This is a genomic window from Brevibacillus centrosporus (assembly GCF_046622605.1).
Classification (GTDB): Bacteria; Bacillota; Bacilli; order Brevibacillales; family Brevibacillaceae; genus Brevibacillus; species Brevibacillus centrosporus.
Window position 1 is genome coordinate 1,914,635 of sequence record NZ_CP176856.1, and the last position, 21,966, is coordinate 1,936,600.

20 protein-coding genes are annotated in these 21,966 nt (G+C 50.9%); 9 read left to right on the forward strand and 11 right to left on the reverse strand.

The annotated features are described in order from the left end of the window. The first annotated feature begins 8 nt into the window (after positions 1-8). Positions 9-164: a hypothetical protein gene (locus tag ACLIN2_RS09875; protein WP_170184507.1), complete on the forward strand. Its 156-nt coding sequence runs from the start codon at positions 9-11 to the stop codon at positions 162-164. Positions 165-234: 70 nt separating this feature from the next. On the opposite strand, the gene ACLIN2_RS09880 is transcribed toward ACLIN2_RS09875, so the two are convergent. The 5 genes from ACLIN2_RS09880 to ACLIN2_RS09900 all read right to left on the reverse strand — a co-directional run bounded on the left by ACLIN2_RS09880 (position 235) and on the right by ACLIN2_RS09900 (position 6,638). Next, entirely contained in the window at positions 235-621 is a 387-nt protein-coding gene (locus ACLIN2_RS09880) for a M67 family metallopeptidase (RefSeq protein ID WP_281274572.1), read from the reverse strand. Between the two features lie 22 nt (positions 622-643). Then, the gene (locus ACLIN2_RS09885) at positions 644-856 is read right to left on the reverse strand and encodes a hypothetical protein (protein ID WP_411503941.1); all 213 of its coding nucleotides are present in this window, start codon (positions 854-856) and stop codon (positions 644-646) included. A gap of 85 nt (positions 857-941) precedes the next feature. After that, positions 942-4,280: a hypothetical protein gene (locus ACLIN2_RS09890; protein ID WP_411503942.1), complete on the reverse strand. Its 3,339-nt coding sequence runs from the start codon at positions 4,278-4,280 to the stop codon at positions 942-944. 163 nt (positions 4,281-4,443) lie between these two features. Then, positions 4,444-5,646, reverse strand: coding sequence for a hypothetical protein (locus ACLIN2_RS09895; RefSeq protein ID WP_327931748.1), 1,203 nt, complete (start codon positions 5,644-5,646; stop codon positions 4,444-4,446). 107 nt (positions 5,647-5,753) lie between these two features. Then, complete coding sequence (locus tag ACLIN2_RS09900) at positions 5,754-6,638, reverse strand: glycosyltransferase family 2 protein (protein ID WP_411503943.1); 885 nt, start codon at positions 6,636-6,638, stop codon at positions 5,754-5,756. Between the two features lie 152 nt (positions 6,639-6,790). On the opposite strand from ACLIN2_RS09900, the gene ACLIN2_RS09905 reads away from it, so the two are divergent. Then, positions 6,791-8,389 carry a hypothetical protein gene (locus tag ACLIN2_RS09905; protein WP_411503944.1) on the forward strand — a complete coding sequence of 533 codons (1,599 nt, stop codon included), beginning with the start codon at positions 6,791-6,793 and terminating at the stop codon, positions 8,387-8,389. Between the two features lie 49 nt (positions 8,390-8,438). On the opposite strand, the gene ACLIN2_RS09910 is transcribed toward ACLIN2_RS09905, so the two are convergent. After that, positions 8,439-9,518, reverse strand: coding sequence for a peptidoglycan-binding protein (locus ACLIN2_RS09910; protein WP_092274079.1), 1,080 nt, complete (start codon positions 9,516-9,518; stop codon positions 8,439-8,441). A 96-nt stretch (positions 9,519-9,614) separates the two neighbouring features. Between ACLIN2_RS09910 and ACLIN2_RS09915 the strand changes: the two genes are divergently transcribed. Next, positions 9,615-9,962, forward strand: coding sequence for a DUF1360 domain-containing protein (locus tag ACLIN2_RS09915; protein WP_411503945.1), 348 nt, complete (start codon positions 9,615-9,617; stop codon positions 9,960-9,962). Between the two features lie 3 nt (positions 9,963-9,965). Here ACLIN2_RS09915 and ACLIN2_RS09920 read toward each other — a convergent pair whose 3' ends face one another. Continuing rightward, on the reverse strand, positions 9,966-11,159 hold the full coding sequence (locus ACLIN2_RS09920) for a glycosyltransferase family 2 protein (RefSeq protein ID WP_411504533.1): 1,194 nt from the start codon (positions 11,157-11,159) through the stop codon (positions 9,966-9,968). Positions 11,160-11,328: 169 nt separating this feature from the next. Beyond that, a complete protein-coding gene (locus ACLIN2_RS09925) occupies positions 11,329-12,177 on the reverse strand; it encodes a DUF1698 domain-containing protein (protein ID WP_411503946.1) in 849 nt (282 codons plus the stop codon). Between the two features lie 232 nt (positions 12,178-12,409). Between ACLIN2_RS09925 and ACLIN2_RS09930 the strand changes: the two genes are divergently transcribed. The 6 genes from ACLIN2_RS09930 (at position 12,410) to ACLIN2_RS09955 (ending at position 18,245) form a co-directional block, all read left to right on the forward strand. Continuing rightward, the gene (locus ACLIN2_RS09930) at positions 12,410-13,261 is read left to right on the forward strand and encodes a hypothetical protein (protein WP_411503947.1); all 852 of its coding nucleotides are present in this window, start codon (positions 12,410-12,412) and stop codon (positions 13,259-13,261) included. 159 nt (positions 13,262-13,420) lie between these two features. Next, complete coding sequence (locus tag ACLIN2_RS09935; RefSeq protein ID WP_411503948.1) at positions 13,421-14,830, forward strand: sugar phosphate nucleotidyltransferase; 1,410 nt, start codon at positions 13,421-13,423, stop codon at positions 14,828-14,830. Further along, positions 14,823-15,950: a CDP-glucose 4,6-dehydratase gene (gene rfbG / locus ACLIN2_RS09940; RefSeq protein WP_411503949.1), complete on the forward strand. Its 1,128-nt coding sequence runs from the start codon at positions 14,823-14,825 to the stop codon at positions 15,948-15,950. The genes ACLIN2_RS09935 and rfbG overlap by 8 nt, the downstream gene beginning before the upstream one ends. Next, positions 15,947-16,723 (forward strand): glucose-1-phosphate cytidylyltransferase, encoded by a 777-nt coding sequence (gene rfbF, locus ACLIN2_RS09945; protein ID WP_327931737.1) that lies wholly within the window; start codon positions 15,947-15,949, stop codon positions 16,721-16,723. The genes rfbG and rfbF overlap by 4 nt, the downstream gene beginning before the upstream one ends. A gap of 33 nt (positions 16,724-16,756) precedes the next feature. Beyond that, positions 16,757-17,344: an FkbM family methyltransferase gene (locus ACLIN2_RS09950; RefSeq protein ID WP_301171202.1), complete on the forward strand. Its 588-nt coding sequence runs from the start codon at positions 16,757-16,759 to the stop codon at positions 17,342-17,344. A 4-nt stretch (positions 17,345-17,348) separates the two neighbouring features. Continuing rightward, the gene (locus ACLIN2_RS09955) at positions 17,349-18,245 is read left to right on the forward strand and encodes an NAD-dependent epimerase/dehydratase family protein (RefSeq protein ID WP_327931735.1); all 897 of its coding nucleotides are present in this window, start codon (positions 17,349-17,351) and stop codon (positions 18,243-18,245) included. A gap of 186 nt (positions 18,246-18,431) precedes the next feature. On the opposite strand, the gene ACLIN2_RS09960 is transcribed toward ACLIN2_RS09955, so the two are convergent. Genes ACLIN2_RS09960 through ACLIN2_RS09970 form a run of 3 tightly spaced genes read right to left on the reverse strand, consistent with a single transcriptional unit; the run spans position 18,432 to position 21,958 of the window. After that, a complete protein-coding gene (locus ACLIN2_RS09960) occupies positions 18,432-19,871 on the reverse strand; it encodes an FkbM family methyltransferase (RefSeq protein ID WP_411503950.1) in 1,440 nt (479 codons plus the stop codon). 24 nt (positions 19,872-19,895) lie between these two features. Further along, positions 19,896-21,002: a glycosyltransferase family 4 protein gene (locus ACLIN2_RS09965; RefSeq protein ID WP_411503951.1), complete on the reverse strand. Its 1,107-nt coding sequence runs from the start codon at positions 21,000-21,002 to the stop codon at positions 19,896-19,898. Next, positions 20,999-21,958: a GDP-L-fucose synthase family protein gene (locus ACLIN2_RS09970; RefSeq protein WP_411503952.1), complete on the reverse strand. Its 960-nt coding sequence runs from the start codon at positions 21,956-21,958 to the stop codon at positions 20,999-21,001. Before ACLIN2_RS09970 ends, ACLIN2_RS09965 begins: the two co-directional genes overlap by 4 nt. Positions 21,959-21,966 lie beyond the last annotated feature (8 nt).

The following is a 21,966-nucleotide window of genomic DNA, read 5'->3' on the forward strand; positions in this document are numbered from 1 at the left end:
GAAGCACGATGATACAAGAGGGCGACAAAGTAGTATTTCTGAAGGATGGGGTTCGCGGAATAGTCATCCGTGTCGAAGCAGATCGTTGCCACGTCTTGTGGGAGGATGAGTTTGTCAGTTGGGAAAAGATCGAGCTTTTGCGTCTGGAGCCGAACGATTCATGAAAATTTTCCGATAGCAAAAACAAAGAACAGCGGGGCCGAGGGCACCCGCTGTTTCTTTTTCAAAACCTAGCTACCTAAGTTCTACGCGCAGAGGCAGTGCTCGTGACCCGACGATCCGGTAACAGCCGATATTTGGCTGTTTGGAGGCGAGTGAGACGATCAGATAGGCTGCTTCCGGATAGTAGGCATACGCGATATCCTCAGGGGATGGCAAGGGAGGAGCCGTAGGATGGGAATGATAGATCCCTACCAGAGCTTCCCCCTTTAACGCCATTTTCTGCAGTGCTTTTTGTATATGACGAGAGTCCATGGAAAAGGCAACCGGACTCTTTTCGATGTTTTCCATTCTCCAGATGGTTTCTGCACAACCGTTTCGTCCCGAAAGCAAACCGCAGGCTTCGAAAGGGCGCTCCTCCATACAGTGTCGGATCATTTCGTTCCAGACCGAATGGGACACCAAGAAAGGTGGCGTGGAGGACTCAGGCTTGCCAACGCCTGCCGCAGCAGCCCCCGGTTGTTTTCGATTGAACGTGAGGCTTGACGTTGTGAACAGGGCCTGTTTTGGGCAATGGAGTCATAGGTCTAGGCGCTTGAACTTGCCCTCTAGCCGCTTGCTGCTGCTGGAGTTGAGCTTGACGGATAGCCATTTGCTGGCGTTGTTGATGGTATGCGCGTAGTTGTTCAGGTGTCATGGTATTTCCCTCCCTTTCTTTACTGTACTATGTTCTATTCAGTGTCTGGCACCGTGGGAACGGCTATTGCACATTGGCAGAGAGTTCACTTGAACGGATTAAAGGTGTTGCCTCGGTTCAAGTGTGGAGGGAGTGGAAAGTTGGCAGGAATCGAGTTGGAGAATTGCTGGTTTTGTGGCTGGATCTGCTGGGATTGTGAAGAGGACTGCCCAGATACGGAATTGCCGGGTGAAGTATAGGAGCTAGGCAGCTGACTGAGCATTCTGTTTGCGCGGGCTTCCTTCTGTGTAAAGTCTTTGATGGCTTGTTTGTATCTTTCTTCCTTGTCTTGGAGTTCCTTTACCATCTGTTTGAGCCCATCGACTGTTTTCTTAAGCACTTTCTCTTGTGCGGCGAGCTGCTCATATTGCTTATCCTTTTCACTTTGCATTTGTTTGTACTGTAGCTCGATGATCGTCATTTTCGAGAGCAGCTGTTGGTAGTTTTCGGCTGCGTCATTGGCGTCTTTCACCTTCTGCTCATAGTCCGCCGTTTTTTGTTTCTCAGCTTCCAGCGATTTGCTTGCTTCGGTCAGCTTTTCCCTCCAGGTGGCTTCAGCGGATGCTGCCAGCTTGAGCTCATGCTCGCGCTGCTCAAGGCTGAGCGTACTTTCCTTCGCTTGCGCCTTCCAATGGGAGATAGCTTCTTCTGCATCTGCTTTTTCCTGAAGCAGCGTTGCTTCTCGCAGCTGGAGGTCTTCGATCTGTTGCATAGCGGAGAGCAGCTCCTGCGCTTGCTGCTCTTTCCATTCCGCATGGCTGGTCAGGGTAGCCTGCAGCTCCTGATCGTGCTGGTCGAGAGCGAGCTTCCATTCGTCTGCCTTGGCTTCCCACTGGGCAATGGTCTCATCTGCCTGCGCTTGGGCCTCGAGCAACTGCGCTTCTCGTTTCTTTTGCTCCCCGATCTGCTGCAGGGCTGCTTGCAGCTGCTCTGCCTGTTGTTCGTTTTGCTCGGTTTGCCTGGTCAGCTGAGTCTGCAGCTCCTCATACCGCTGGCCCAGCGTCTGGTGCGCTTCTTTTTGCTGATCGAGTGCGAGCTGCCACTCAGCTTCTTTGGCCTCCCAGTGAGCGTCTGCCTGCGTCTGTGCTTGGAGTAGCTGAGCTTCGTGTTGCTGGAGCTCTTCGATTTGTTGCAAGGCTGCTTGCAGCTGCTCTGCCTGTTGTTCGTTTTGCTCGGTTTGCGTGTTCAGCTGAGCCTGCAGCTCCTCATACCGCTGGCCCAGCGTCTGGTGCGCTTCTTTTTGCTGATCGAGCGCGAGCTGCCACTCAGCTTCTTTGGCCTCCCAGTGAGCGTCTGCCTGCGTCTGTGCTTGGAGTAGCTGAGTTTCGCGCTGCTGGAGTTCCTCGATTTGTTGCAAGGAGGTTTGCAGCTTTTGGGACGTTTGCTCGATTTCTTCGGCTTGAGCGGTCAAGAGGACTATTTGCTCTTCCAGCTGCTGATTAAGTGCTTGGCGTTCCTCTTGCCACTCAGCTTCTTTGGCTTCCCAGTGAGCGATCGTCTCGCTTGTCTGGGACTGAGCTTGGAGCAGGCTTGCTTCTCGCTGTTGAAGCTGCTCGATCTGCTGTGATGCGGCCTGCAGTTCTTCCTTGTGCTGATCAAGCATCTGCTGCCATTCAGCGATCTGTACTTCCCAGTGAGCAAGCGTCTCATCAGCCTGTGATTGAGCCTCGAGCAGCTCAGCTTCGCGCAGCTGGAGCTCTGCGACTTGCTGCAAAGCGTCTTGCAGCTTCTCGGTCTGTTCCTTGAATTCTGCTGCCTGTGCGCTCAAAGCAGTCTTCAGCTCATCGTTTTGCTGGTCGAAAGCGAGCTGAGCCTGTGATTGCGCCTCGAGCAGCTCAGCTTCACGCTGCTGGAGCTCTGCGACTTGCTGCGCAGCGGCCTGCAGCATCTCCGCCAGCTGATCACTGTCCTCGGCATGAGTATTTAGAGCCGCATGCAATTCTTCCGTTTTTTGATCAAGAGCGAGCTGAGCCTGTGATTGAGCCTCGAGCAGCTCAGCTTCACGCTGCTGGAGCTCTGCGACTTGCTGCGCAGCGGCCTGCAGCATCTCCGCCAGCTGATCACTGTCCTCGGCATGAGTACTTAGAGCCGCATGCAATTCTTCGGTTTTTTGATCAAGAGCGAGCTGAGCCTGTGATTGCGCCTCGAGCAGCTCAGCTTCACGCTGCTGGAGCTCTGCGACTTGCTGCAAAGCGTCTTGCAGCTTTTCAGCCAACTGATCGCTGTCCTCGGCATGAGTACTTAGAGCCGCATGCAATTCTTCCGTTTTTTGATCAAGAGCGAGCTGTACCTGTGACTGAGCTTCGAGCAGCTCCGTTTCGCGCTGCTGGAGCTTCGTGATTTGCAGCAATGCGCCTCGCAGCTTCTCAGCCAATTGATCGCTGTCTACAGCGTGGGTACTTAAGGCTGCCAGGAGCTCTTCGTTTTTCTGCTCAAGAGCGAGCTTCCATTCGTTTTCTTGTGCTTCCTGCTTGGCGATGGTTTCCTCAAGCTGCTCGCGTTCTTGAAGCAGCTGGGCTTCGCGTTGACCAGCAGCGGAGATTTGATTCTGCGCTGCCTCCAGCTTTCCATTCCATACGCGCTCGTGCTCTTGCAGCAAGAGGATGACATGCTCCTGATCCGCGACGAGCTGGATGAGCTCCGATTCTCTTTTCGCAGCGGCTCCCAGCTGTTTTTGAGCCGCTTCCAGCTTCTGATTCAGCTGGTCTGAGGAATCCAGCTCATGTTCTTGAAGCTGCTGACGCAAGCTTTCGATTGCCTGCTGGAACGCTGCCTCCTGTTCCTGATAACGCGCAATGATCTCATCTTTTTGCTGGCTTTGCTTTTCGGCTTCAGCGGCGCGATTCGCGATCTGCGCAAGCTGCTGTTCCCATTGCGAAGTGAGCTGCTTCAAATGCACCTCGGTTGCTTCTTGCTGCGCGAGGAGAAGCTCTTCATCGATGGTGGTGGCGTTTTTTGCCTCTAACAGTTCTTCTCTGAGATCTTCCGCCACTTGTTTCCATTTGCCCTCGCGTTCCTTATAGAGAGAGATGGTCTTGTCTCGCTGCTCAAGCGCCTGCTGATGCTGCTTGAACTTTTCTTCAAGCTGCTCGAGCTTGGCTTGTGTTTGGCCGAGAGAGCGTCTTGTGCCTTGCTCCTTTTCTTGGAGGTCTTGCAGCGCCTGCTCGTATTGATTCACGACATCCTGATAGGCTTGCTCCTTCTCTACTAAGGCTTGCAGCTGCTCCTGAAGCTGGGATATTTCCAGACTGTATTGCGTTGCTTTTGCTTCATAATAGTACGCTTGCTTTTTTAATAACAGCAGCTTTTCTTTTCCGCTCTTTCCCTTGCTGGTAGTGGTGCTCGACACACTTTGGCCAGAGGTGGAGGTCCTTTTTTTGAGCATAGTGTTGTCCTCCTTTTTTCATATAGGTATCCACTATAGACATATGTAACGGGCAGGGATTGGTGCCTGTATCCCGGGGAGCAGTCGAGCAAAGAAAAGACGGGAGAAGCCATGGCCTTCTCCCGTCGAGTTATGGAAGGAAAGTTGTCTGAAGAGGAATAGCTTACGGGGTAGTGATGACGATATCGCCGAAGGTTACGCAATCGGCAACCAGCAATTGTTCGTCTGGAACGACCGTGACGGTTGCAGAGAACACGAGGATACCATTCACATCGGTCAGTGTCAGGATAATGACGTCTGGCAGTCCGAGTCCAGTTTCGGCAACGGTCAGCGAGTAAGTCATCGTCTCTTGTACACCGCTGGATGTGAAGGTGCGTACACCTGTACCGGTTACGGTGAGTCCTGTCAAAATGGCGAGACCAGGCAGGACGGTAATGCAGGTTGGCGAGCTGATGGACGTAGGCGAGAAGCTGAAGCTTTGGTCGCCAGGCAGTACATCAGGCAGGATATTATCAAAGAAGTTAAAGGTAAACGAGCTGCTGGAAGGATCGCAGACTGGGCAGATATCGGCGATGAGCTGAATCGTACCGACTGCAAGCGTAAGCGGAATACCGAGGGATACGGAGATGTTTGGTACGAGTGCGTTGACGGACGCTTGGCAATCGCAGTTCGCCACAGGGAAGATTGGCGGGCATTGTGGCGGGAAGACGATTGGTGGGCAACGGAAGGAAGGTGTTGGCGATGGAACAGGAATGTTGTTTGGACGAGGAGAGCAGAATTTCGCCAGCACTTCGAGTTTAACTTCCGCTTCCACCTGGATTTCTACGCACACAATGACGTCGAGTTGCACCATGCCACCCAGGAGGACATTTCCAATTGGGTTGCACTCGATTGCGCTGATGCGGCAAACGATGTTGCTTTCATCGAGCGGTTCAGGCAGGCACAAGACGACTTCCTGATCGAACTGAACGGTTGTCGTAAATTCGCACAGAGGCGTGCTGTCGGCAAAAACGCGCACGACAACAGTCGCACCAAATACGAAGCGAACGACCCCAACGCGAACAGAAGTACCACCAACTACAATGTTTTCGCGACGAATGCTTACGACATTGCAAGTAGGACCTGGTACGACTGGCTCGATGCAGGAGATGGTGATCTCTTGACCGGCACGAATAGCTGCGTCTACCAGAGCTCGACAATCGTCGGGAAGGGCAATCTTGTTACGGTAGCTGTTGGCAAGAACGACCCAGTCATACACTTTGTTGACGCGAATGCACTCTGGCTGCAGGTTGTTGGAGATCGGTGGAGTGGCGGTAGGCGTCGGTGTAGGGAGCTGGCGACCCTTAATGGGCTTCACATGATTCACCGTATGAATCCTTCCTTTCCTAGGGGATTTGCTTTGCAGTTACATACTATGTGGGCAATGGGAAATTTGCTTGTCAACGAATGCCTATTTTTAGGTAAATCAACTGATTAAAATGGAATGTTGAATCGTTTAAAGAACCAGCTGTCGTCGTATTTCCGTTGGGCGAAGTAGCGCATGCGCTGTGCGGCTGCCCCATGAGTCAGAACATCGTCATCGATTTCAGACGCTTTTGCGTAGAGAATGAGCTTTTTCGTCGCCTCCACACGCGGCTCACTGAAGTGGCTGTACGCCATTCGAAGCATGTTGTAGTAGACATGCTCATGTACAACAGAATAAGGATGTGTCTGTCGGAACAGGTGGAGAATTTTTACAGAAGGCTGGACCATGCAGGTGTAGCCGAAAAGCCACATCTTGATGGAAAATTCGATATCCTCAAATCCCCAAACACGAAACCCCCGATCAAAGCCGCCTACTTTTTGAAAGACTTCTTTCGATACGAGAAAACATCCCCCAGGCAAGATGGCAACTGGAATCGGCTTTTGAGGATGGGGATTCCACGTAATCCCCAGACGCTGATCCAGATTTTGCCCATATCCGATTTTGTGCGGCTCCGTCATGGAAGCAATACCTGGTGCCACCCCATCTGCCTTTTTCGCAAGAACCATCTCCATCAATCGGTCAATCCAAAAGTTTTCAAACGTCAGATGGGCATCGCAAAAAATGAAGTAGCTCCCTCTCGCACGCTCGGCACCCAGATTACGAGCTGCGGCTGCGCCGATTCCTTTGGTGGTAATCAGGGTGATTTGCGGTGATTTCGGCTGCTGGGAAAGAAAGTGACAGCAGTGATCGGTGGAAGCATCATCGACCACGATGACCTCATAAGGAAAGCTGGTTCTGCTATTGAAAAGGGACATGATGGTAGAGCGCACGTTGTCCCCCTCGTTTTTCACGGGAATGATAATGGAAACCAGCGGCTTTTGGTGTATGGACATATGACCACTCCTTTCTCATAAGCCATGGTATGCCGCTTTGCTGTAGGGGGAACGCCCGGAGGCCCAAAATCATAGAGGGAGATGTTCACTCATGGCGATGGGCATTCATACAATATCGCGGATACCGTTAGTGCTGTGAAGGAGTGACAGGGATGGACGTCGAGGTATATTACGGCGGGCAGCGTGGGGGAACGATGCCATATACGGCACTGCCTGCTTTTCGATTGTTTTGTAAACAGAATGGTTTTCAGCTCAAGTGGGACCCTAAGAACAAAAGAGTCGATCTGGATTCAGGGTTAAAAGGAAAGGTATGTGTCTTGTATACAGGACCTGCTTCCACGGAGAACGCCTATGAAAAGGAAATCGTGGAAAAGGTCCAGCGGTTCGTTTCCGAATATCGAATGGAGGTTGTATTTGGGCCAAAAAACAGTGCAGCTGCTGCGAATGCTGACGTTGCCATTCGCGTAAGTGTAAAAGAGATGCGTTTGCTGGAAAAGCCGAGAATTCTCCTCTTTCAGCAGGAGGATCGCAGAGAGCTGGTCAAATCCTTGCAGTCGGAATTAAAGCAGACAGGGATGCCGTGCCTGATTCGAGCGAACAAAGCGGCTAAATCTGGGAATGCCGCCGTCCATTTGCAGCTGCAGATTCCTCAGTTTACGGAAATCTACAAGCGGAAGACCTATGCAGAAAAACTTGCTTTTTACCTAGCATCCGGTATTTTGAATTACTTTCAGGAAGATTTGCATATTCAACCTTTTGCGTATTTGCCGCCAAATCTGTTAAAAGTGTTCTTTGACAGCGTGATGCTTGGTCAATCGTTGCAAGGAGATGGCGAATCCGAGCAGGTGAATGCAGACGAAGACGTGGAAGATCCGCAGGACAGCGATGAACGGGATGCGTCAGGAGCAAGTCACGAGGAGTCAGATGACGACGACAAGCTCAATGGGGATGAAATGCAGGAACTCGACGAGCTTCAGGAGCTTCAGGAACTGGGAGAAGATGAGCTGATTCTGACGATACACGAACCCGAGGATGAGCCGGTGCTGGATGAGGTCACGGAAGAGTCGCAGCAGAGCTCAGAAGCGGAAGCAAACCTGACGGAAGCGGAAAACCAAGTCGAAGCAAAAAGCCAAGCTAAAGCGGAGGAATCATCCGCTGTAGAAGAACAAGACTTCCCGGTAAATCAAGCACCGATCGAGGAAACCAATAGGGGCGAGACATCTCTGGTCTTAGCGGAACCGACCGTTCATCATCCCATTCCCGCATCGATGCAGACAGCCCAGACCCTGGAGGCAGAAGTTTACTTTGACTACACGTTGATCCACTCCGATTCCGAGGACAGACCCTTTTTGCTGATCGGGACCCTGCAAGTCAAAAATACAGGGACAGCGGATCTCTACAACCCGATTGTGTGCCTGCGTGTGACACCGGCTGATTCGATCAAAATGGGTGGTCAGATACTTCCTCCGAAGTTTGTGGAAACGATGGCCGTTCAAGGAGCTTCGGGCTTAAGTGGATGGAGGTATTTGAACGATGACTGGTTTGTGCAAGCGCAGGAACGCGGGGAATACTGGATCGCACCGATTCAGCCGGTCCTGATCGAGCCGAAAGCGACCGAAGCCTTCCAAAATTTCCAAATCTCCTTTTTGAAGCAGCCTTCCGGAAAGGGTGTCACGGTCGAAGGAGTCGTCCTTTGCAACAATCAGGAAGTAAATTTTTCTGCCAATAATCGGATCGCCATTTCGTTCTAAAAGAAAAACCCACCATTTCCTCGTGAAATGATGGGTTCATCCTCGTATCTTATTTTTTCAGGAACATTTGTACAAACGTTTTCCCGTACGGTCCGCCATTGACTACGGCGATCCCGACATAGTCGTAGGAGCTGCTCATGATGTTGGCTTTATGTCCCGAAGAATTCATGAACATTTGATGAGCACCGCTTACGGTTTGGTTCTGCGCAATGTTTTCAGCTGCGGCCATATAGTTAATGCCGAAAGATTCCATCATTTGAAATGGCGAGCCGTACGTAGGAGACGTGTGGCTGAAATAGCCTTTGTCTACCATTTCCTGTGCTTTTACGCGTGCGACCTTCGTCAGCTGCATATCGACCTGATAAGGAGTCAGCCCTTTACTCACGCGTTCTTGATTGACGAGCTGCACCATTTCTTTTTCGTCTGCAGTCAGTTCAGATGGCAATGGAACTTGGGCACTTGGATTTTGACCCGTTCCTGGATTTTGCGAGGAGCCATTGTTTTGAGACGGTGGTGTCGTAGGTGTTGTCGTACCTGGTTTGATATTTTTAAATTGCTTAGAGATTTCGCTATACGTCTTCGAATCAGCTTCGCCAGTCAATGTTTGCTTGTTTCGAGATTGGAACAGCATGACAGCGAAGCGGGTAGAGTCGTCGTAAGTACCGGTAGCCGTGACTTTGTAGCCAAGTGCAGCCAGCATTTTTTGCAAATCTTTGACTCGTTCACCGGTAGAGCCAAGCTTCAGTGTAGCAGTTGTTGCTTGATCACTTGGCTTCGTGGGATTGGTCGGTTTGGTTTCCGGCTTCGTCGCCGGTTTTTTCGAAGCATTGTACACTTGCTTCAATTTGTTGTACGTTGCGAGGTTTACGATGCCTGTTTGCTTCAGCTTGTACTTCTTCTGAAACTTCTTGACATTGTAAACAGTATTGACGTTGTAAATCTTGTCCACTTTGAGTTTATAGTCAAACTTCAAAGCATCCAGCATCTTTTCCACTTCAAGGACTCTGGAGTTGTTCATACCCTTTTTTAGAGGAGTAAACGTGGTTTTTGCATCAGCTGTTTGTCCGATCATGGTGAAGGAGACGGACAGGGAAAGGATAGCTGCAATCTTCGTTACGTGGCGATTCATGTCATCACGCCTTTCTCTGGTTTGTCCTGACCAATGTTAACAAAGTGCTGTGATAGATGAAAAGTGAAAAATATTGGAAAGGGAGGAAAATGGCCTGTGTTCGACCTTTCATGGATTGACCTGACCATACTGGTGCTGGCTAGTTTTCGTCTCACCCATTTGATAGTCTTCGACGAAATCACGGCGTTTCTTCGGAATCCCTTTTTTACGGTGACCTATGTGACAGATGCAACCGGTCAGCTCCTGCGACAGATCGACTTTAAAGGGGGCAAAATTCGCAGCTGGATCGGGCGGCTGCTCAGCTGCTACTGGTGCGTAGGCATTTGGGTGGCGCTGGTAGTGGTGGGGCTGTACTTGTATGTACCGGCTGCCTATCCGCTTCTTCTCCTGCTGGCGATCGCAGGAGCGGCAGCCGTGATTGAAACCAAGATGTACATGAGCTAACGATCAGTTGCGAAACGCGCGATACACGATGGCTTCTTCGTGACTGAGCGGGAGCACGTCTTCGGCCAAATAACCGCCTACGCGCATGTTATCGATCTGAGGCATGGCAGGGACGCTCGTGCTGGTGGAAGAAATATCGATCCGATGAGTCAGACTTCGTGGATCGAGCGGGATTTCCAGGGCAAAGAGTGCTTTCGTGACCGTGAAGCTCTTTACCAGCATTCCGTTTACCAACGCAGTCAGCGTAAAAGGCTTCGGCAGCTGCATGGGAACACCCGGAATCTTGCCTTTTAGCAGCAAAAACTGGGCTGGGGCCGCAGGGTCAGACTCCATCGTGATGCGCAGGATCGGGGGGGCCCAAAGATCTCTGTACCGATTCATGCTCGTAATCTTTGATGAGTTGGAACGGAGCGTTTTGAGCTGTCTCAGCAAATCGACGACGCCCATGCCCCGATATTGGGGGACGTAGGACACCCAGCCAGGTGGGATCGAAGAGTAATTTTTGGCGAGAGATTTCAATACTTCTGGTACCCCGACCGAATGCCATTGCGTAGCTGATTTGCAGGCACCGTGTATGCGCGCGCTTGCCAAAAACTCGGGGATGAAACCGATTGGATAAGCCTTGGCAATTCGCATCCACAGGTCATAGTCCATGCAAAATTGAAGTCTTTCATCGACGCCGCCCATTTGACGAAAAACATGGGTGCGAATGAAAGCGGTTGGCTGACAGATGACGCAGGACTGGTACAAGGACTTGGCATCTGCTTTTTCAGAGGGATAGGCACTGTAAGCTGTACCGGACTCATCGACAACCTGACCTCGCCCATGAAGCATGCCCCATGCGGGCTGCTGTTGGAATGCATGGACAGCTTTTCGGATCGCACCTGGCAAATACGTATCATCGGAGTTGAGCCAGCCGATGATTTGTCCCTTTGCCAATGCCAGGCCTTTGTTAATGGCGTGAGACTGTCCGTTGTCCGGCTCCGAGATGAATCGAAAGCGTGGGTCTTTTTGCGCATACTCCTGCAGGATGGAAAGGGTCTGATCAGTCGAGCCTCCGTCTACGACGATGTGTTCGATGTTTGGATAGTCCTGTTTCAATATGCTATCTATCGTTTCGCGGATGAACTTTCCTTGATTATAGGAGGGCGTAATTACGCTCACTAAAGGCAGCTGTGGTAGAGACAACTGGAACACTCCCTTGCGTGAAGTCAACACGAACAAAAACGTGCTACCTACAGATTATGTACAAGGGCTCCTTTCTGCATCGGGGTGGCCGCCCGATTTTCCAGCTCTCCGTGAGGCAAGCACGATAAAAAGGTACACAAGCCTTCAACAGCTGTGTGCACCTTTTTTCTATTTGCAGCTACAAATAATCAGGGACCAATCCAGGGTTGCGGTAAATTCGGAGGAGCTCGGCATAGGCTTCTCGGTCCATTTCACTGGCTGGAATGGCTCGTGCTACCAGACTGATCCGCCCGCCTTCATAGCCGCCAAGCGATCCGGACGGGATGGTGCGGATCGATTCGGGAATAGGCTCAAACATGGTGCCACGCAGCATTTCCATCAAACAAGGAACGGTTGGCAGCCACCAAGTGGTGATGTCCGAATAAAGCCGATTTTGTTTACCGGGAGGGCCGTTGTACACCATCATGGATTGATTCATATCCAGGATGCAGGCTGTCTCCAGGAGTAAATGCCCGCCTGTTTTCAAGACGCTTCTGCTCTGGGACAGAGTCGACATCGGGTCACGAAGGTGATAGAGCAGCCCAAGGTGCTGCACGACATCAAATTTGTTGTAATAAATTTGCTTCGGAAACGGCAAGGGAACGGTGACGTCATCCATCAGGAGGACCTGCAGCCCTTCCCAAAGCTTGTAGGGTGTGATGTTGTAAAAAGGTACAACCTTGCTCTGCAAGATGTTTTTGCAGAATTCGAAATTGGAATACAGAAGATGCAGGCAATCTGTCGCTACGACCAGGCTTGCCCCGAGCTTTTCTGCTTCAAAAGACCACATGCCGTCAAAGCTGGCGAGGTCCAAAACACGTTTACCCGTATAGGAGATATGACCCCTGGATTGGCGGGTCATGTTCCACAAATCGACTAGCTGCTCAATACCTGGAGTCACGATGCCTGGTCGCAGCTGAATTTTATGATACCAGGCGCGTTTTTTGATCTCTTGGAGAATTTCCTCATTGGTCCAGTGCCTTCCCAATTTCCTGCTTCCCCCTTTATTTTCGGCCATGCTGGTATTGCTGTGAATTTGTTGCTCTATACCATATGTACAAGGTGTTTTCATGGAAACGGGATAGAAATATTATTTTTGTCCCCATTTTTGTAAATGCGAGAAAACCTCTTCTGCATGCTGGCAATTGTCCGGTTCTCCTTGCTTGCAAAAGACATAGAGTAATGCAGGGAATTAGGAGAGAGGCAGGAGGCGTAATTAAATGTCTTTACCTATTGTTTTCATCCATCGGGGGGATGACGAGTATCTTGCCTATGCTCTGGCGCAGGCAAAATGGAGCAATCCCAACTCACCCATTTTTTTGCTAGGAAAGCCGTTGAATCAGCAGTTCGCACAAAATGGGGTCATCCATGTGAGGATGGACGATTACATGGAGACCGCTGCGCATTTTGCGAAAGTATACAAGCATATTCATTACATGCCCTTTGAATACAATCTGTTTTGTTTTCAAAGATGGTTTATTTTGCGCGATTTCATGAAGAGTCACAATATCCAGAAATGCTGCTATCTTGATTCCGATGTAATGCTGTACACGGACGTAAATCAAACCCAATTTGAATCGTTTTTTATGGAATTTGTCTGGACCAATTTCGTTGATATACAGCGGCTCGATCGGTTTTGCGCTTTTGTCACAAGCCACTTCGAAGACTTGGGACTGTTTGGGCAAGTGGTCTCGTTTGCCCATAAAAGCAAGGATCACGTCAGGGACGGCATGCCCCTGATCACAGACATGGTGCTGAGTGTGATGTATCTGAGGCAATTTGCGGGATATCGATTGAAGCACGGTCTGTTTCCCGACGCCTTCTTTGACGGAAACATACAGCAGTCGTATTTGACGGAGAGTCTGGACGGGAAAAAGAAAGTCTATTTGAAAAATGGCGCCCTCTATTGCAAAGACAGTCAGTCAATGCGTGATCACAAGCTCTATACCTTGCATTTTCAGGGGACGATCATGAAGCATTATATGAAATTCTTTTACTCTCCCGCCCTCGCGCAGGCAGGTTCCTTTTACTTTGATTATCAGAGGGCGAAATGGCAGCCCGTACACGCATAGGGAAAGGAGCCTGGTGCTGTTTGCGCCGGGCTTTTTGCTGTGGGCAGCTATCTTCCCTACCCTAGTGAATTGACCATTTTCATGGGACAGTAGAGCATCCATTTCACGATACGCATATGATGAGTCAAGCAACGAGATTAATGGACTGAGGTGGCCTGAGTGAAACTGATATTGCTATCGGGTGGTTCAGGAAAAAGACTGTGGCCGCTCTCCAATGATGTCAGATCCAAACAGTTTCTAAAAGTGCTCCACAATCCCTTGGGGGAACAAGAAGCCATGGTCCAGCGCGTCTGGAGGCAGCTGGCAGAAACAAATTGGCAGCAGCCGGTGTACATTTCCTCTGGAAGCGCGCATATCGATTTGATTCACAGCCAGCTAGGAGAAGACGTCCCGCTGATCATCGAGCCACAGAAGCGCGATACGTTCCCTGCCATTGCTTTGGCTGCATCCTATTTGCACACGTGCGAAGGTGTCGGACTGGAAGAGGTAGTTACCATCATGCCGGTGGATGCGTACGTAGAGCTGCCCTTCATGGAAAAAATGAAGGAGCTGGAGTCGGTCCTACGCCTATCAGAAGCAGATCTGGCTCTAATCGGAGTGACGCCTACCTACCCTTCTACCAAATACGGCTATATTGTCCCTCGCAACATCAAGGAAGAGAGCAAAGACAGTCCGCTCTATTACGAGGTGCAGTCTTTCAAAGAAAAACCGGCAACAGAACAGGCAAAAGCGTTACTCGCAAGGGGGGCATTGTGGAATTGCGGGGTATTTGCTTTCCGGCTAGGCTATCTGATCCGGGAGCTTGCTAGCAAAAAGTGGCCAACGGATTATCACACGCTCGTGCAGCAATACGGACAGCTGCCGAAAATCAGTTTTGATTACGAGATTGTAGAGAGAGCAGAAAAAGTAGTAGTCGTCCCCTATTACGGAGATTGGAAGGACCTGGGCACCTGGAACACGCTGACTGAAGAGATGAACGTGGAATCGGTCGGGCGGGTGCATCTGATTGAAAGCAGCTCCAACACCCATGTATTAAGTGAGCTGGACATACCTGTCGTAGCGATCGGACTTGCGAACACAGTCGTCGCAGCCAGTCCGGACGGGATTCTTGTAGCGGCAAAAGAGAAAAGTCACTTGGTCAAAGATATCGCCACGGACTGGAATCACAGGCCGATGTACGAAGAAAAGCGATGGGGCTGGTATCATGTTCTTCACTTCCAAAAAACGGAAGAAAAGGGAGAGGTGCTCACGAAACGGCTGCACATCCACGCGGGGAAAAATCTGAGCTACCAATACCATAACAAGCGCAGCGAGGTATGGATGGTCGTCACCGGAGAGGGCGAGTTTATTCTCGATGATCAGCTTCGGCGCGTCGGTCCTGGCGATGTTTTGGAAATACCCGTGGGGGCCAAGCACTCCATCCGGGCGCTGAAAGATTTGGAGTTCATCGAAGTACAGATGGGAAGCCAGCTCATTGAGGAAGATATCGTCCGGTTGGGGATGTCTTGGGAGGAAATCACGGATCAGATTGCCAAACCCTGCCAAACGAAACGTGATGCTCATGATTGACAAAAGCTTTTGGAGAAACAAAAAGGTGTTGATCACAGGGCACACGGGGTTTAAAGGCTCCTGGCTCTGCTTGTGGCTTCACGAGCTGGGAGCGAATGTAACCGGATTTTCATTGGCTCCTCCAACGAAGCCCAATCTGTTTGAGTCTGCCGGTATCGACAAGCTCGTGCATTCCATCATCGGCGATGTCCGCTCAAAGGAACAGGTACAGGAAGCTCTCTTCCTGGCGATGCCGGATATCGTCATCCACATGGCGGCTCAGCCACTTGTGCGATTTTCCTACCTATCCCCGGTAGAAACGTATGCAGTCAACGTACTGGGAACCGTTCACGTTCTGGAGGCAGTGCGCCAAGCAGTCGACAGCGGCATTCCCATACGGGCCGTGATTAATGTAACGACGGATAAATGCTATGAGAACAAAGAGTGGAGCTGGGGGTACCGGGAGAATGACCGCCTCGGAGGCTACGACCCCTATTCGAATAGCAAAGCGTGCAGCGAATTGGTGACGATGAGCTACCGTCATTCTTTTTTTTCTGCCGCCACCTACGCAAATCACGGGGTGGCACTCGCAGCAGCTCGTGCGGGAAATGTCATCGGAGGCGGGGATTGGGCACAGGACCGGCTAATCCCTGATTGTATTCGGGCGATCGGAGAAGGGCGGAAAATCAAGATCCGCAACCCCGGTGCAATCCGCCCCTGGCAGCATGTGCTGGAGCCGCTGAGAGGGTACCTGATGCTTGCCCAAAGCATGTGGAAGGAAGGCGTTTCCTTCGCGCAGAGCTGGAACTTCGGCCCTGAGGATGGCGATGCCAAGCCGGTTGAGTGGGTGGTTGAAAAGCTGCTGGCAAGCTGGGGAGAAAATCCCGGCTACGAGCGGGCTACGGACACTACTTGGCATGAAGCCCATTATTTGAAGCTCGATTGCTCGCTAGCGAAAAGCCTGCTGGGGTGGAAGCCGCTGTGGTCACTCGAACAGGCGCTGGACAAAATCGTGGAATGGAATCAGGCATACCTGCGCGGAGAAGATATGAGGGCGGTTTGTCTCTCCCAGATTGAACAGTTCATGCAAGGGGAAACCGAGCAGCCAAAAAGTTCAAGGAAGGGGGGGAAAGCTGAATGAAGGTAGTCATACTTGCTGGAGGGTATGGCACGAGAATCGGAGAGGAAACGCACATCAGGCCTAAACCCCTGATCGAGATCGGAGAGATGCCGATCATTTGTCACATCATGTCCCACTACTCGCGGTACGGCTACAATGACTTCATTATTTGCCTCGGGTACAAAGGGTACATGATTAAAGAGTACTTTGCCCATTACTTTCTGCATCACTCCGATGTGACATTCGATTTTCGCAATGACAACCAGGTTCACTATCACCGGCATAAGACGGATCCGTGGAAAGTGACCTTGATCGATACGGGGAAGGATACGGCAACAGGAGGCAGGGTCAAACAAATCCAGAAGTATATCGGGAACGAGCCGTTCATGCTCACTTACGGGGATGGAGTCTCCAACGTAGATATCGCGAAACTGGTTGAGTTCCACCGAGCGCATAAAAAGCTGGCGACGATCACCTCGACGCAGCCTCCAGGAAGGTTTGGGGCGCTTGATCTGACGGAGAATGGTGCGGTCTCGGGCTTTCGCGAAAAGCCAAAAGGGGATGGAGGCTGGATCAATGCCGGCTTCTTTGTGATGGAGCCCGGCGTGTTTGATTACATTTCAGGTAACGACACCGTTTTGGAGAAAGAGCCGCTGGAAGCCCTTGCGCGCACGTCACAGCTGATGGCCTACAAGCATAACGGTTTCTGGCATCCGATGGACACGCTGCGGGACAAAAATTACTTGGAAGAGCTGTGGAGATCAGGCAAGGCAGAATGGAGTCACGAACCGTAAAGTAGACGGGACCAACGAGGGGGTAGCGCAGCAGTGTTGAATGAAAACAGCGAGGAATTGTTTGCTTCCATCCGTCCAGGAGATATCGCCATTGACTGTGGGGCAAACGTGGGGGAAGTGACGCAGCGGCTGGCGGATAAAGGCGCGTTCGTCTTTGCCTTTGAACCAAATCCGTTTGTGTACCAGGCCCTTTGGAATCGATTCAAGGGCTATCCCAATGTCATATGTATCAACAAGGGTGTGTGGCATGAGAATTACCAGCTGCGCCTGTATTTGCACCAGCATTATCAGCTGGATCCAGTAGGGTCTGCCTATGCATCTTCCATCCTGGCACAGCATCCCGTCACCGACACAAGCCAGTTCGTTGTTGCAGAAATCATTGACCTGACACAATTTATCGATAGCTTGAATCGCGATATCAAGCTGGTCAAAATCGATATTGAAGGTGCCGAATTTGAATTGCTGGAGAAGATGGTAGCTAAAGGTCAGCACAAGCGGATCGAGAAAATCGTCGTGGAAAATCACGAATGGCTGATTGAGCATCTAAGGCCGATCGCAGCCAATTTTCGAAAGCTAATGGCAGAGCAGCAGATTCATAACATTGATCTGAACTGGGTGTAAAGACATGCTCGTGCTCATGACGGGGGCGACCGGTTTCTTGGGGAGTCATCTTGCCAGAGGGCTCCTCAGGGACGGTCACAAAGTTGCGATCCTGAAGAGAAGCCGCTCAGATTGCTCGCGGATTTCCGATATTTTGCCGCAGCTGTGCGCCTTTGATGTGGACCGGGCCGATTGGGAGGAACAGCTCGAAGCGTGCGGGAAGATAGAGGCGATCATCCATGCAGCAACAAGCTACGGCCGTCAGGGTGAGAGTTTGGCGGAGCTGGTGCAATCAAACGTGACCTTTCCCTTGCAGCTGCTCGAGCTGGCCATCCGGCGTGCTGTTCCCTTTTTTCTCAATACGGATACCTTCTCAAGGGTGCCATCTGTGCTCTCCTCCCATCTGTCTGGCTACAATCTTACCAAGAGGCAGTTTCTCGAATGGGGAAGCTTGCTGGCGAGCTCCTCGCCAACCCTCCGATTTCGCAGCCTGCGTTTGGAGCATGTGTATGGGCCTATGGACAGCGCAAACAAATTTGTTCCGTTTGTCATTCGCAGTTGTCTTCAGCAGGAAGGCGAGCTTGCGCTGACGCTTGGCGAGCAAAAGCGTGATTTCATTTATATTGACGATGTGGTGTCGGCATTTCTGACGGTCCTGAGACGTGCGGGAGATTCTGAGGAGCCGTTTCTGGAGTATGAGGTCGGAACCGGTGAGGCGACTTCCGTTCGTGATTTCGTTCGGCTGGTTCACGGTCTGACAGCATCCCAAACGATCCTGCGCTTCGGTGCGCTCCCTTATGCCGCGCACGAAATCATGCTGTCACAAGCAAATACGCTTCCGCTGGAGCAGCTGGGCTGGTCCCCACAGACAACACTCACAGACGGGATCCGTAACATGATCAAACGGGATACGAGCCGGTAAAAGAGGGTACTCTTTGCCGGTTTTTTCATACAGGAAGAATTTATAAGATTCTTGGCCAGTATAAGTGCAACTAAGGCTCCGCCACAAAGCTTGGCGGAGCCAAGTTTTCTAATTTCGGCGAGCATGGGCGAACACCAAAAAGCATGGCTGTAAGGGAGCCATGCTGGATCAAAGGTGCAATCGACATCAAACGAGGAAGGTTTTGTTTGTACAAAACAAGTCGGCGTGGAACGGCTTCATTTCATCGAGCAGCTGATTGTAGTTGTTGATTTTCACGACCGTGTCGTCTCTCTTCAAAATGTAGATGTGAGAAAACAGTTTTTCTAAGAGGACGTACAGTACGAGCGGATGCCGGTTGAAATTTTCCCGAATGCTGTCCAGATTAAACTCGATGATCAAATCGGGGTTCCATTTTCGAATCGTGTTCAATCCGCTTTCCAGGACGGTATATTCCGACCCCTCCACATCAAGCTTGATCAGGTCTACACGCGGAATCAGGTTTTGATCCATCCAGTCATCCAGGCGCACGCAATTGACTTTCTGGTTGGATTGCGCAGCCACTTTTTCATCTGGGGGAATAAAGGACCAGCCTCCTCCGCGGGAATCTTCGTGAAAGTGGATGGTTCCATTTCGGTCGAATACCCCAAGATGCAGGGGCTCGATGTTTTTGACCTGATTCTCCGCGATGTTCTTCACCAAATAGGGATAATTGATGTGAGATGGCTCAAAGGCGTACACTTTGCCTTGGTTCGCCAAATAACTGAGGGCGAGTGAAATGGTGCCGATGTTGGCGCCGATGTCCAGGCAAATGAAATCAGGCTGGATGACTTTTTTCAGGGGAGAAATCACATAGTGCTCATAGTAGCCCTTTTCTGTCCCAATAAAGTGAAGGACACTTTCATCTGATTCACTTCCATACACGGTAAAAGACTTTTCATCAAATGGCAGGAGGAATTCTTCTTTTTTCAACGAGCTTGTCGCTCCTTCTACAGGTTTGCAAATGCGGATGATATCGTTTTGAACGAAAAACGACATGTCAGGCCGCAGCTGGTGAACAAATTCTTCCAGCTGCGCAATGGTCGGATAATCCTTCAGCAAGGGATTCGGACCGATAAAGCAACGCGCATCATCGATGAGGATGACATGATTGTCGACAGTATGCTGCAGGATGGCTTCCAGCTCTTGGAGGATGGGGGTATCGATGTCTCCTCGTGCTGACTCCAGAGACAGCGGAATGTAGTGCCCATCTAGCCAAAACAGGCATGGTTCCGTGACGGATTCCAAAATACTCGGCAATACACGGGCACTGTCCCCATGGAGAATGGTGATGTTGGTATCGCCCGCAAAGCGGCTTTTTGCAGCCTGATACAGCTGCGGGTCCAGCTCAACCGATGTAAGCTTGTGAAAATTGTGCTTCATCCACTCGACCATGTCTCCCTTGAATGTCCCCGTTTCGAAAAAGCTGTGGATGTTGTAGCCTTTGGCGTAAAGCGAAATCGTGGATACCTTCAACTGCACGGTGGGTATCTCGTGCATCCAAAAGTCCCAAGTCTCCTGTTCAGTCAGTGCGAAAGGTATTTTCATCTCTGATCTCCACGCTTGCACAATTTCTTTCATCCGTGACATGGCAGGTCCCCCTCCTTTCAACGTTTATTTTCGAACGACGGAACGAAAGACGGCGAGAGTCTCTCGTGCGCATTTCTCCCAAGAAAATCTCTTTGCCTGATTGATTCCTTTTGCGATGAGATCATCTCTGATGTCAGGAAGCAAAATAGCCGCCAGCTTCACGGCAATGTCCTCGGGAATGGTCGGGTCGAACAAGAGTGAAGCGTCACCTGCTACCTCAGGGATACTGCCGCAATTGGAGCTTGTGATGGGGATTTGCGAGCGCATGGCTTCAACCAGCGGAATGCCGAAGCCTTCGAAAAGAGAAGGGAAGCACAGGAAGCCCGCGTTTCTGTACAAGTAAGGCATCTCCCCCTGTGGAACGTAATTCAACCATTTGATCTGATCCCACAGCTGGTTTTGGGAAATGAAGTTGACGACGGATTGATTGGCCTCCTGAGCGAAGCCGGTGAAGACCATCGGGATACGCAGGTCGTACTTTTGCCGCAGGATGACGAGCGCCTTCAGCAAATTCAAATGGTTTTTGTGGTGCCAGGTGTTGGCGGGGAAAAAGCCGTAGCCTGGGGTCAGCTGATATTTTTGGATCACGTGCTGGTTGATGCCCTCGTCAAAAGGCAAGGAAAACTCTTTGGATGCATCCAAGTGAATAGCATGTACTTTGTGCGCAGGAAGCCCGTATTTTTGGAGGATGGTTTGCCTGGAAAATTCGGAGAGGGTCAGGACAGCGCTGCTGCGTAAGGCAGAGGATTTGTAGTTTTCCAGTCTCCATCGCAAGGCATGATTCTCAAAAAATTGCGGGTAGTATTCGTGTTGGATATCCGGGATGTTGATAACGCTCGGGATCGTGACATCTGCCGGGTTGAGCACCAGCAACGGACAAAACCACAGATCAAGCTTCAGGGTACGTATCCAGTGGTGGAAGAGGTGATGTGCGTTCGCGTTCTCCGGGATCATGATTTTATGGACGTTGCTCTGCGTTTCGAAGGTATGGAAATTATGGTTGGTGAGAAAGAGAAACCACGTCTTGCCATCTCCTGCATTCATGGAGTAGGAGAGCAAATTTCGCACGTATTGCTCCATGCCGCCGATCTTGCCGGGGATGACAGAAAGCAGGTTAATGCCAATCCTCAATCTGAACCCCCCTTTTCCTGCTGGATATGGTTGCGATACCAATCGATGGTTCGCGTAATGCCCGCAAGCAAGGAGGTTTTGGCTTCAAAGCCAAAGTGTTCCTTTGCTTTGCTGACGTCTAGCAGCCTTCGAGGCTGTCCGTCAGGTTTGCTCGAATCCCAGAGGATGTCGCCCTGATAGCCGGATAAAGATTTGATGACCTCTGCCAGCTCCCGGATAGACATCTCCTCGCCAGATCCAATATTGACAGGTTCAGACTGATTGTAGGAGCGAGTGGCTGCCACGATCGCTTCTGCAGCATCTTCGACGTAGATAAACTCACGGGTTACTTCTCCTGCTCCCCAAAGTACAATCGATTTTTCCTGATTTTGCGCAGCTTCTATGCATTTTCGGATGATCGCCGGTATGACATGAGAGGTCTCCAGGTCAAAATTGTCCCGGGGTCCGTACAAATTGACCGGAAGCAAATAAATGGAATTGAAGCCGTACTGCTCGCGGTAGGCCTGTGATTGGACGAGCATCATCTTTTTGGCCAATCCGTAGGGAGCATTCGTTTCTTCAGGATAACCGTCCCACAAATGCGTTTCGCGAAAGGGGACAGGCGTGAATTTGGGATAGGAGCAGATCGTACCGATGGCCACGAATTTTTCGACGCCAAACAGCCTCGACTGCTCGATAAGCTGCGTTCCCATGATCAGATTATCGTAAAAGTACTTCCCGGGATTTTTTTGGTTCGCTCCGATTCCACCAACCACCGCGGCTAAATGGATAATGATGTCCGGGCGAAAGTCTTGCAGCATGCTTTGTATGTCGTGCTCCTTCCGCAAATCGTAGTCACGGCTCCTGGGAATAAAGATGTGCTCACAGGATGCACGATGCAGCTTTTCCACAACGTGTCTTCCTAAAAAACCAGCTCCTCCCGTGACGACGATTCGCTTTTCCGCCAGATTCAGCATGGTATCCA